The sequence below is a fragment of the Paenibacillus sp. AN1007 genome, from assembly GCF_040702995.1.
In the GTDB taxonomy this organism is placed as follows: Bacteria; Bacillota; Bacilli; order Paenibacillales; family Paenibacillaceae; genus Paenibacillus.
On record NZ_CP159992.1, the window covers coordinates 5,029,922 to 5,042,121 of the forward strand.

At 49.0% G+C, this 12,200-nt stretch carries 7 protein-coding genes and 1 riboswitch; all 7 genes read right to left on the reverse strand.

Annotation, left to right across the window (positions count from 1 at the left end; genetic code table 11):
- Positions 1-166: 166 nt before the first annotated feature.
- A riboswitch (purine riboswitch) is annotated at positions 167-267 on the reverse strand.
- 422 nt (positions 268-689) lie between these two features.
- Positions 690-1,208 (reverse strand): GNAT family N-acetyltransferase, encoded by a 519-nt coding sequence (locus tag ABXS70_RS22535; RefSeq protein WP_342554165.1) that lies wholly within the window; start codon positions 1,206-1,208, stop codon positions 690-692.
- A 194-nt stretch (positions 1,209-1,402) separates the two neighbouring features.
- Positions 1,403-2,485: a nucleotidyltransferase domain-containing protein gene (locus ABXS70_RS22540; protein ID WP_342554164.1), complete on the reverse strand. Its 1,083-nt coding sequence runs from the start codon at positions 2,483-2,485 to the stop codon at positions 1,403-1,405.
- A 503-nt stretch (positions 2,486-2,988) separates the two neighbouring features.
- Positions 2,989-4,527, reverse strand: a complete 1,539-nt coding sequence (guaA, locus tag ABXS70_RS22545; protein ID WP_342554163.1) for a glutamine-hydrolyzing GMP synthase — start codon at positions 4,525-4,527, stop codon at positions 2,989-2,991.
- 862 nt (positions 4,528-5,389) lie between these two features.
- Complete coding sequence (locus ABXS70_RS22550) at positions 5,390-8,104, reverse strand: transglutaminase domain-containing protein (RefSeq protein ID WP_366290994.1); 2,715 nt, start codon at positions 8,102-8,104, stop codon at positions 5,390-5,392.
- Positions 8,091-9,572, reverse strand: coding sequence for a DUF58 domain-containing protein (locus ABXS70_RS22555; protein WP_366290997.1), 1,482 nt, complete (start codon positions 9,570-9,572; stop codon positions 8,091-8,093). The genes ABXS70_RS22550 and ABXS70_RS22555 overlap by 14 nt, the downstream gene beginning before the upstream one ends.
- Positions 9,569-10,561, reverse strand: coding sequence for a MoxR family ATPase (locus ABXS70_RS22560; protein WP_342554160.1), 993 nt, complete (start codon positions 10,559-10,561; stop codon positions 9,569-9,571). The genes ABXS70_RS22555 and ABXS70_RS22560 overlap by 4 nt, the downstream gene beginning before the upstream one ends.
- Positions 10,562-10,665: 104 nt before the next feature.
- On the reverse strand, positions 10,666-11,976 hold the full coding sequence (locus tag ABXS70_RS22565; RefSeq protein WP_342554159.1) for a polysaccharide deacetylase family protein: 1,311 nt from the start codon (positions 11,974-11,976) through the stop codon (positions 10,666-10,668).
- Positions 11,977-12,200: the final 224 nt, after the last annotated feature.

Genomic DNA, 12,200 nt, shown 5'->3' on the forward strand with positions numbered 1-12,200 from the left:
TCCTTAGAGATGTTGAAGCTATATTGAAAAACGACAAATGACCCTGAGAAGTATTTTCCCCAGAGTTCAGCTTGACCAGAAGCAGGCACATTGCCTGTGAACCAAGAACAAAAAAAATTCTAATGTGCGCGGGTGATGTTCCACCGCAGTCATGTAGAATTCATGTGCTTAGCCTGCTCCTCTTCGTAGCCAGATCATTAGGGTGATCTCGTAGAGACTCCCGGGCCATATCCCCAGGATTATACGAATTAGTATGCGCTATTTGTTTGCTTTCCATCACCCATTTTAGAAGGACAGCCTTTACTTTGTCAATGAAAAAAACGAATGTTTATGGCACACCCTCTGAATAACGTTCGTATTATTTAACAAATCAAACCAGTTCAGCGATTTACATCCCAGTTACTGGCATGTTTAATAGCAAAGCATAACGACAATATATCCATATTTTCATCACTTTTTTCTGATGGATAAGGGTAAGATTTCATAAATTCAGACAAGAAGATAAGCTGTTTAATGATTTAGGAAATTTAATTACTTAGGCTGTGTTAATTCTAAATGCTGATTTTCTGCCAAAAATATAACCGCCCTGTAGAGAGCGGTTAATTAAGCTATATTTCCTATTAGTTGCAGGGTTTTAACGGGTTAAAAGACAAAGCAGCGGTCGGCTTCATCCAAGGAACCTTTTGAAATCAGCTGCAAATAGACTCGCAGGATACCGTAAATTTCATACCCGTCGTCTGCACTACATTTCCTGCAATTTCAGTGAAGCCATCTTCTACTATGGCCGAAATTTCTAGTGTTGATATCAATTTTGTCCAGAACTTAACGGCTTTTAAATTCAATTTGAACATCCCCACCTCGTATCGACCCGAATGAAGTTTGAAGATCTGCATGACTGCATCTTTGGCTATGCTCGTGCCTCTATATTTGGGCAATACGAATAGCTCCTGTACCGAATAGTCCACTCCGTCTGCTGCATAAGGAGGGGAAGTAACCAGAATAAACCCTGCAATCTTTTCATTAAACATGATGAAGTAAGGATATAAGCGTTCATCCCTATAATATGGCGAGATATCTTCCATTTCGAATGTTCCTTCTGTTCCAATATCCTCCCGTGAGTATGCAGAAAGCTCATAGAGATAATAATTAAATAAGTTTTCAAACTGTTCTTTGTTTGTATCCGTTATTTGTTGAATTGTCGCCTTCATCGTCGTAACCCCCGTGAATAATCTCTATTCAGTGCACTCTTCCTGCGTATATCGTATTGTGTATTTTCCGAAAATACACCATGCGGTGCGGACAAACCAGCCCGTCTTTATGTCATTGCACTTTAATTTCATCAATTACTCGGTTTTTTGCTGCTGAAGGAACCGGTCAGAATGTTTTACTCCAAGATATAAGACTACTGATGCATATAGTGGTCATACAGCTGCTCGAAAGTTGTAAAACGTTTGACTTCTCTGCCAACCTGATCATACTCTTCTAGATATTCATCCATTACTTTAAGGAAATTCTCACTCATAACTTGTAAATCCCCTGCATCAAAGTACTGCATGAGATCAAATTTTTTGGTCCCCTTCTCCACAGTCATATAGTCAAGGTACTCTTGTGCACCAAAGGCCGAAAGAAAGGCGTAGGAAGCATCGTTATCTATAACACTATTCAACATTTTATTGCGATAGTTGCTCCACAATTCTTCATATGTTCCCTTCAGATTCTCATAGGTCGGAGCAGGCTTAGCAGTGAAATTATCACACATTGTGCCGTGTAACCTCGCAACACTTTTTAACATATTCAAAGATGCCGTTCGGATCTCTTCAATGCTGGGAGCTTCGATGATTGACATGTATAAGGTTTTGATATCGTCCGGTACATAGCGAAACGAGCATGTCTCCTGCAAATATCGCTTGATTCCTCGCTTGATGCATGTATTATTCATACTGGCTAACGCATTGACCAGATTGTAGAGAACACCGGCGGATGCCTGCCGCACTGCGCCAATATCATCACCCAACATCGTATCGCTGTATGCCTGCTTAGCCAGATCAATCCATTTAATCGCCCGGTTAAGACAATCTTCTCCTATCGGCTTCGCAAGTGCATCCAGAGCTTTTCGCCGGAAGTCATTGAATTTTTCCAAATCTTCAGGGTTTGCATAATAGAGTATCTTGAGTTCGGTTAGACTCGATACGTGGGGACTCTCCAAAGTGGACTGCTCTTGTATTTTTGAATTCCATGGCGTGCAGTAGATATCATAACCAACGTCGTCCAGGATGAAGCAATCGGATATTCCCCAGCCCTTATCTGTATTATTAATGATAACTAGATCAAGATCGCTCTTCTCGTGGAAGTCTCCGGTATTAAATGAACCCGTAAGCCCGATAATTGCGATATCGTCAAGAAAGTCTCTTTTTACGCGTTCGATGACCATATTAATGAGCCGTTCATTTTTGTCCAGTAACTTCTTCTTTATCATTTCGTTCATTCATTATCCCCCTTCCTATGACCCGGTCTTCATTCAACACAACAGCCTTAACTTGAGTCTATCGATTTAAATCTGCAGTTACTATGTATAAATTGATTTAAATCATCTTTGAACAAAATTGAACCGCCAAAACGACGATTTAGCGGATTTTCATTAGTTTTATATCAGGGATTATTTCTCAATTGTTAATCATGTTACTTGAAGACACGAAGCCAAATTTTAAAATCACAATCCATCCTGATACCTTTACATTCACAATAAGTAAGAGTCGATTTATGTCTTTGCTCTGAGAAAGGTCTCTTGGTCCACTATAAAATCCTCAACTAGATTCTTCATTCTGGTCACAAAAAAAACTCCCTTCAATTTGCGAAACAACGCAAATAAAAGGGAGTAACTTGTACAATGTATTGCTGCAGGTGTGACCGTACTGCCAGCGGAGCAAGTGCCACAAACCCTATCTTATCAAGGCTCCAGAACGATTAATATTGTGAATAACTAACGACCTATTCCCACTCAATCGTTGCAGGTGGTTTGGAAGTTACGTCATAGACGATCCGGTTTACGTTATCCACCTCGTTAACGATCCGCACGGAGATTTTCTCGAGTACGTCCCAAGGGATACGTGCCCAGTCTGCTGTCATACCGTCGATCGAAGTCACCGCACGAATACCTACCGTGTAGGAATACGTACGTGCGTCACCCATAACGCCAACACTCTTCATGTTAGGCAGGGCGGTGAAATACTGCCAGATTTCGCGGTCCAGACCGGCCTTAATGATTTCTTCACGCAGGATATAGTCGGAATCACGAACGATTTTCAGTTTTTCTTCCGTCACTTCACCAAGCACACGGATCGCAAGACCCGGACCAGGGAAAGGTTGACGGTGTACGATTTCGTCCGGCAGGCCGCATTCTGTACCTACTTTACGTACTTCATCCTTGAACAGTGTGTTCAAAGGTTCGATCAGTTTGAAATTCATGTCTTCCGGCAGACCGCCCACGTTGTGGTGGGATTTGATCGTCTGTGCCGTAGCTGTACCGCTCTCTACGATGTCCGTGTACAGTGTACCTTGAGCCAGGAATTCGAAATCGTCGAACTGTTTGGACTCTTCATCAAACACATAAATAAACTCGTTACCGATAATTTTACGTTTTTGCTCCGGATCATCCACGCCAGCCAGCTTGGACATGAAACGTTCCTGCGCATCGATTTTGACAACCTTCATATCAAACTTGCCAACAAACGTCTCCATTACGCTCTCTGCTTCACCTTTACGCAGCAGGCCGTGGTCGATAAACATACATGTCAGCTGATCGCCAATCGCTTTGTGCAGCAGGGCTGCCACAACGGAAGAATCCACGCCGCCGCTGAGCGCACACAGCACTTTGCCGTCGCCTACTTTTGCACGAATATCTTTGATGGTGTCATCAATAAAGGTTTCCATCGTCCAATTGCCTTCGCAACCGCAGATTTCGAACAGGAAATTGCGAATCATGTCGTTACCGCGAACGGAGTGACGTACTTCCGGGTGGAACTGAACTGCATACAATTTGCGCTCGTCGTTACTCATTGCAGCGATTGGCGCACTTTCCGTACCTGCATCCAGTTTGAAGCCCGGAGGCAATGTGACAACATGGTCACCGTGACTCATCCATACGGTATGCTCGCCTTCGATGCCTTTTGCAAGTGCGGCACCTGCGGCAAACGCCAGGTCAGCTTTGCCGTACTCACGCTTCTCGGAGCGCTCGACTTTACCTTCAAGCTGCTGTGCCATCAATTGCATTCCGTAACAAATACCGAAGATTGGCAAGCCCAGGTCATAAACGCCCGGATCAACGTGCGGTGCATTCTCGGCGTATACGCTGGATGGACCTCCAGAGAACACGATCCCTTTTGGTGCAAGTTCTGCAATTTTCTCCGCTGGTGTGTTATACGGCAAAAGCTCGCTGTATACGCCAAGATCCCGGATTCTTCTGGCGATTAACTGGTTGTATTGGCCCCCGAAGTCAAGGACAACCACAATTTCATTCTGCTTATTCATTACCGTGCCTCCCTCAATTAATGAAACTAATTATACGCAACGACAAAACCTACCGTCAAGGAAAGACGAAACTCCATTTTCGGGCAGGCAACGAGGAATTGCGACATTGAGCGACATCCGCTGCCATTCCCCGGCCCGGGTTTCGTGATGCACTTTGGTTCAATACGATCTGCACATATGCTCTATCTTTTCTGTCCTTTTAGAATTGGATTAAAGCACCGATTTCATCCATTGGATTCGAAGCATATCTCAGCCGTGGGGTAGAATAGGCAGGCTTTGATAAGGCAGCTTTGTTTAGGAAAGCAGGTACGGGCCATGCTGCAAGAAATATGCCGAGCCGCAGCCGTAATAGCAATGATACGTGTAATTCAAAGTGCTAACGATTCCACAGAACCTTATTTTGAACATTGGAGGCTGTTTGGAGACCTAACGATTTTCAGGAGTCCTATTTGAACTAAAACACCTGAAAGCCGGCGAAAAACGCGGTATTTCAGGTAAATAAGGTTACTAGGGATCGTTAGGTTTTCCAAGTGACCAAAATGGGTCAAATAGCGTCACTGGGGATCGTTAAAGAGGGTAAGTTCCGTTTAGTCCCGTCCACATTGAGGTTGAAAACTGAAAGGAATTACAGCAATTGGGTTAGGCCCCCGAGAGATGACCCAGAATTCCTATTGTAAAAAACAAAAGAAGTCTCCTTCACCCTTGGGCAAACGAGACTTTATGGGAAGCGAGATAGTTCATATTTCTATCCAGCTTCAATAAAGCACGGAGCAGGATGCTCCACCGTGTTTAATACTTTAAGTAGGCGGAGCAGGCTTGTACCTGCATCGGACTTGCTCCTGTTCCTGCGCTGGCGCAGGCATTAGCGCTGGCGTCTTGGGGTACGCCGGGCCAGGCGAAGTGCCCGGCGCAGGAAATCGAGACTGTCCGCGCGCAGCGGACGGTCTGGCCCATACAGCAGCCGCTCCCAATCGGCTGCAAAGCGCGCGATGTCCGCGCCGTCCGTGCCTGCGGCTACGGCGGGTGACGCTGCGTACTCCCGCAGCGTCATGCCCGGCGGCCGCGGGCCGTACTTCCGCGCAAGCGCGTGCCAGACCGGAGCGGCAGCCTGCAGCAGCCGCTCGCGGTCCGGGAAGCTGCTGCGCGGCCACGCCAGCAGCAGCCCAAGCCGCAGTGCGGGGCGAAGCCGCCGCACGCAGGCCCACGCAGCGGCGCACAGCAGCGCCGCTGCCGCAAGTGCTGCCGCGGCTGGCCATGGCGCTGCGGCCAAATTCCGTGCGCGCGCAGCCAGCCACGCGCCTGCACGGGCAAGCCCGCTGCTCATTCCCGGCAGCAGGGCCCCATCGCCAGGCTGTGCCGCGGCGACAACCGCAGCGCTGGCATCTTCAGCCTGCGCAGAGTCAAACCCCGGCGTAGCTTCAAACGGTATCCAGCCTACGCCGGGAAAATATACCTCTACCCAGGAATGGGCATCTCCCTGGGTGACAACAACACGCCCGGGGACCTGAGGGTCTGCCTCTCCCGGGGCGTAACCCTTCACCCAGCGTGCCGGTATGCCTTCGGCACGCAGCAGTACGACCATGGCGGTGGAGAAATGGTTGCAATATCCCGCCCGGGTCACAAACAGAAAATCATCCACAAAATCCGTGCCGCGTGTCGGCATCCGGGTATCCAGCGAGTAGCGGGCATTGGCCTGCAGATAACTGCGTACGGCCTGAACCGCATCGTACCTCGATGCACTCGTACCGACAATTTCGGCAGCCAGATCTCTTACGCGCTGCGGAAGCGTACCCGGGAGCTGCAGATCCTTTCTGCGTATGGAGGCCGGATCAACTGGATTATCTCTGCTCCCGGCAAGATTCTCCTGTGTCTTCACGCCAGTGCTCGTTGTTTCATTCAAACGATTCTTCTTGTGATCCAGACCAGCACTTTTCTGTTCATCCACGCCAAAGCGCTTCTTCTCATCTTCACTAACGCTCTTCTTTTCCATACCAGCACTCTGCCGGAGTTCCTCAGGTGTCACATTCGGTACCATGACATCCACAGTATAGTTCCGAACACGTTCCGTTCGATCCCTTCCTGCAGCAAGCCATAAAGTGCCTGTATCATCACTGGACAGCAGTGACTTTTCATTTTTTCCATTCATTTTGCTGCCATCTTGAAAAGACAAGCTTACCGGCAGCCCTCCTGTAAACAGTGGATTAGGCCCTCGCCACTCCTTCTCCATGGTGATGATCTGACGAACCCGCTGCCAATGCGGATGGTCCTCCCATCCATCGGCACGCAGTAAACCCGAAGCGTCCGCGTAACGAAAGCGCTGCTCCACATCACTCCACGCACTTCCATTGTAATAAGAACGTGTTTCTCCTCTCCAATATGTAGACACTGGAGTGTTTGCCGTGAATACAGGATCATTTCCCTGTACCAGGGGTGCTCCCATAGGCGCATCGACTGTACTGTACCCTGTTACACTGAAGGCGGCCGGCACACTGCGAGAAGGAGTATACCCCGCCCATTTGGCCAATCGTTCGACCGTATCCATAACAGAGATGTGCCCGGCAGGTGACACGAAGGTCATACGGGCAGGAACCACAGACAACAGTACCAAACTGACAGCAGCTCCTAACGACACAGCTATCCAGGAGAGAAAAACGCTTCTCCGCATTGGACGAGAGCTGTTCTTTCTGCAGCTCATCCTAGTTTGAAGTGTACTTTGGTTTGTACGCTGCTGCGTGCTTTGAATTGTGCCCGGGTCTGTACTTTGATATCCACTTCGGCTTGCGTATACATTTTGATGTGTACTTCTACCTATCCTTTGATGCGCAATTCCATCTGTATGCCGATGTACTCTTCGATGTTTACTTTGAGGTTCATTGGGCTGATCCGGTCCAGATTCTACATGACCTGTTCCTTCATACAGACGCAAAAGGTACAGCATACCCTGAATACACAGCATCCAGCATACTGAACGGACCACCGAGCCATAAGCATCATATTCCGCAAAACTCTCCAGCATAATCAGGTACACTAACGTTCCGACCCCAAACAGAGAGATGCTGCGGCGAAGCATCACCAGATACTGCACCGAAGCAAGCAGCATACTCCAGCCGCACAGCATGAACAACCCTCTGGTTTCTCTGCTCATCACACGAAAGTGCCCTTTGTCGATCCATTCCCCCAGATCAGCATTAAGCAGTGAGGGATAGGATACACCCCACTCGATTGGATGACCGGCTCCGTACATCATACATAATGCAGCATATATAATAGGCACGCGCAGTACGATACTGGCAGCCCAGCCTGTTCGAATCATTCCAGCGGATAAGAGAACGGCCGAATAACACGCCATAACCGCAGCAAAGCGCTCACTGCCCGTTTGACCGGCAGCAGTCACAGGATATATCCATTCCATACACAATACGAGCAGCCCTGCTGTGATCAACCATAGATAAAGCGAAGGCGCAGTTAATGGGCCATCAACCGATAACGGCGGCACCTCTCTTGAACTGCGATTCTTAACCGCCTGATCAGGTGAAACAGAAAATGCCGTGCGAAGCTTTGTTTTACGCTCCCACATCGACAATCCCCGCCTTCCCGCCAAACGAACCCCCGTTTGCAGCAGCCTCCTGACAGACTACCCGTATCCCTTTCGATATAAGGCGCCCCGTCCACTCTTCCGTACGCTTGGTATTTACGGACGGGATGGACGCCGCAGGTGCTCCAGCAGCTGCATTCCCGCCTGCAGCCTTCCGTACCTGATCCAGTGTTTTATCCTGCTTTCCTTCCAGTCGATGCTGCTTTTCTTCAAATGGACCAACGTGAGAATCAGCTGAGGAATATCCGCTGTTCTCTGTATATCCGCCTATTGCTGCAGGAGCATTGGCTAAATGCACAACTGCCTGAAAGTCCAAGGCAGCCGCATACTCAAGCCAGACCACAAGGCGTTCATCCAGCTGTCCCGTAAATACGAGGATACTTGAACCGTAAGGAAGCTGTTCCAGCCTGCTAACATCCAGCTGGACTTCAGACGGTACGATCTCCTTACGTAAACGAGCGTAAGCCAGCCGTTTCAACGCATAGGCTAATCTTTCCTCTGAATCAATATCGGTCCCCTGCACCTCTCCAGCAGCGCCGCTTCGATTTATCTGTACTTCATGCCGTGACACAGCTCCCAAAGGCATGTCCGCTTTACCGGCCAGCTCTTCCCCGCTCAGCCAGAGCTGACAGGGCATCTGTGCATCTGCCGCTTCCCGAACCCAATCAGCAGCGCCAATCACTGCTCGTTCAAACGCTTCATGCGTCTGATCTTCAGCACCATGCTTCTCGTAACCGGAATGTTCCTCGTATACTACAACCGCCAGCGAGGTACGCTGCGGCATTTCAGGAATCAATGTGTGGAGCTTTCCGGTTCGGGCCGTGCTTTTCCAATGAATCTGATTAAAAGAATCTCCCAGCTGATATTCACGAATCTCCGTTCCGGGAGCACCCTCTACATGTCGATGCAAGCCCATACCTTCCCCGCTGTTCGTACACGCTTCCGGCCAAATGGACGACCCGGCATGTCCGGCGGAGGCTGGTACCACCACAATCGGCTGCTCACCTTCAAGCACGGTGTACGCCTTGTTCCATCCAAAAACATCTCCCCAGTACGCTCGCCCCTGCTCCCACGCATGCACTCCCCGGGCAAGACCAGTTATCTCATATTGATAAGACCACTGCCTCTTCATACCCGGAAAAAATAATTTACGATGTACACCTGCAGGGGTGTTGTCGCAGACTACAAGCCACAGCAGCGGAAGCACACAGCGAATCTCCAGCTGCACATGAACACGTATTCGTTCTCCTGCCGCAATCTGATCTTTTCGGATATGTCTGCGTATATGAATGTGACGAGGACCGAAGATTTGAAGCAGTATTCCATAACTCAAGATCAGCATGGAGACAGCCGCCAGAAACAACGCTGATTTTCCGCCATGCCAGAAATAGAGAGAGGCCAGAAGAACAGCAGCCATCACTTGAGGCCAGTTTCCGCGAAACCCTCTCATGCGCGCCGCCCTCTGCCTTGACCGCTCATCTGAACGGGTACAGGCACAGTCGATAACACTTCATGGATCACCTGCTCCTGCACTGCACTTCCGTCTGTCCTGTTCATTGATTTCAGCTGAATCCGGTGGGAGAGGACCGGTACGGCAAGTGATTTCACATCATCCGGTACAGCGTAACTGCGTCCCTGCAAATAGGCATACGCCTGCACAGCTGTCATCCAGGCCAGCGTTCCACGAGGACTGATTCCCAATCTCACCGCATCGTGACTTCTCGTCGCCACGGCAACCGCTACGAGATACTGCTTGATCACGGCATCCACATGCACCCGTCTGACTTCACGCTGCATTGCAGTAACTTCCTCAGCCAGCAGAATAGGACGCATGTTCTCCAGCACATCGTTACTCCGCTCACGAGACAGCAGCTCTACCTCCTGCTCAGGTGCAGGATACCCCAGCGTAATTCGCATCATAAACCGATCCAGCTGCGCTTCAGGCAGGCGGTACGTACCTTCAAATTGCAGCGGATTCTGTGTTGCAAGCAGCAGAAAGGGTCTTGGCAGCGCATAGGTCGTGCCGTCCACCGTCACGCTGCGTTCTTCCATGGCCTCTAATAACGAAGATTGCGTCCGGGGCGATGCACGGTTAATTTCATCGGCAAGCACAATATTGTTCATCAGCGGCCCCGGTCTAAACCTGAACTCTCCTGCAGGCGCATGGTAAATGGATACACCGGTTACATCTGCCGGCATCACATCCGGCGTACACTGAATACGCCCCATTGCACAGCTTAACGAGGAAGCTGCCGTGCGGATAAGCATGGTTTTCCCTGTACCCGGCACATCTTCCAGCAGCACATGTCCTTCACTAAGCATCGCAGTAAGTATATATTGAATTTCCCGCTTCTTGCCGATGATCACCTCGGCTATTCGACTGCTGACCCTGTTCAACAGCTCGACGGCATGTTCATGTTCAATTCGTTTCTTGGTCATCGGACTAACCTCTCCTTCCCTGTCACTTAAATCCTGATTATCGTAATCTATGATTCATTCTTACCAGGAAGTAGAGAGAATAGTCAGATGATCCTCCATTTCTTTTAAATCATGCTGTAGGAATGTTTCAAATTCATCGAAGTCCACGGCGGGTCCACGGTGATTATCCACGCATTGTCCCTTGATTGCACAGCGTACTGCTCTGCCCCAAACTGCTCCATTAATTCACCCGCATCCGCCCAGATCGTACCTCCACTGCTTTCTATAACGCCCCGTACTGTCCTGCCCTCCTGGTTATGTAAACGTTTGGACGTCAATGTTCCCTTGACCGGGTTAATCTGCACAATACGGTCTTTCCACCAGGTTGTTGCTGTACCAGAGGTTTGATCCCAGCTTATGCTGCCTCCCAGTTTGGTCATATAACTGCGCAGTGGAACAAGGATTTTCTGATCTTTGAACCGGTATTCGCCAGGCCTAAGTTCAATCGTTGTGTATCCCAATTGAATCTGAAGTGGTTTGGCTGCGAGCCATTGGTTTGCATTCGTGTCTACATGTTTGGCAATCCAGCCAGCACTCGGGGACGGACGGTTTTTATATTTAACCGCAGGTTTAACCTGAAACTGCACAGGTTTGTCTGATGCCTGCATCAATTCAAAACGGTAGCCCTGCTGTTTGTAATAGTGAATAATGTCTGGCAGTGCCTTCACCGTCTCGGCATGTGCTCCTCCGTCATGCATCAGCACAATGGCAGAAGATGTTCCTGCCGGGACGTTTACAGCATGAGCTTTAATTTCACTGGCGGGCACATTCCGCCGCTTGGAATCGCCGCTGTCCACGTTCCAGTCCATGACAGCGTATCCTCCCTTTTTCAACAGGTCAAAATAAGTCTGGTCAAAATGTCCGTATGTTCCGCCAGGTGCTCTTACAAGTGCAGGGCGAACGCCTGCAATGCGGTTAAGGATATCTTCCGTGCGTTTGATTTGCTGCCAGAACGTTTGAAAATTGCGGTAAAGCTCGTTATATTCATGGTTATATGTATGATTGCCAAGGGTATGCCCTTCACGTATCATGCGTTTGATCATTCCAGGCATGCGCTCAGCGTGTTCTCCCAGCACAAAAAAAGTAGCTGGAACCTCTTCATCGCGCAAAATATCCAGAACTTCCGGTGTATGTTTGCCTGGCCCATCGTCAAAGCTCAGGTAGACTACCTTGTCTGGCTTATCACTTTTCGCTGCCGCTTCAGCTGACATTGCACCTGCTCCAAGCACCCCTGCCAGCAGCAGTATAACAAATGAGCACCACATGGACAGATGCCGCCGCAATCGCCATCTCTCAGCGGAATGATATGAAGTTTGCTGTTCAGCAAGCTGCCCGTTTTGTTTTTGTTCCGTCCATCTTCCCGATTTCTGTGCCATTGGTGAATCAACCTCCACACTCTAGTGAATTTGCTGATAGACTTCAGCAGATTTGTTAGAATTATATGGGGACGGATCACAAAAAAGACGTCATTTGATCTATTATTTTACTGCAATTGTCACAGGCTTCTGCAATGGGGTCATTGATTCTTGATCTGCAATTCGGTAGCATTAGAAAATAATGAATATGAACGGGCATGCAGCTGTCGGAACAGCCTGATTCA

Coding starts and splice junctions, on each gene's coding strand:
- guaA (WP_342554163.1), bottom strand. CDS start 4,527: ATGAATAAGCAGAATGAAATTGTGGTTGTCCTTGACTTCGGGGGCCAA.
- ABXS70_RS22560 (WP_342554160.1), bottom strand. CDS start 10,561: ATGACCAAGAAACGAATTGAACATGAACATGCCGTCGAGCTGTTGAAC.
- ABXS70_RS22540 (WP_342554164.1), bottom strand. CDS start 2,485: ATGAACGAAATGATAAAGAAGAAGTTACTGGACAAAAATGAACGGCTC.
- ABXS70_RS22565 (WP_342554159.1), bottom strand. CDS start 11,976: ATGGCACAGAAATCGGGAAGATGGACGGAACAAAAACAAAACGGGCAG.
- ABXS70_RS22550 (WP_366290994.1), bottom strand. CDS start 8,104: ATGTGGGAGCGTAAAACAAAGCTTCGCACGGCATTTTCTGTTTCACCT.
- ABXS70_RS22535 (WP_342554165.1), bottom strand. CDS start 1,208: ATGAAGGCGACAATTCAACAAATAACGGATACAAACAAAGAACAGTTT.
- ABXS70_RS22555 (WP_366290997.1), bottom strand. CDS start 9,572: ATGAGAGGGTTTCGCGGAAACTGGCCTCAAGTGATGGCTGCTGTTCTT.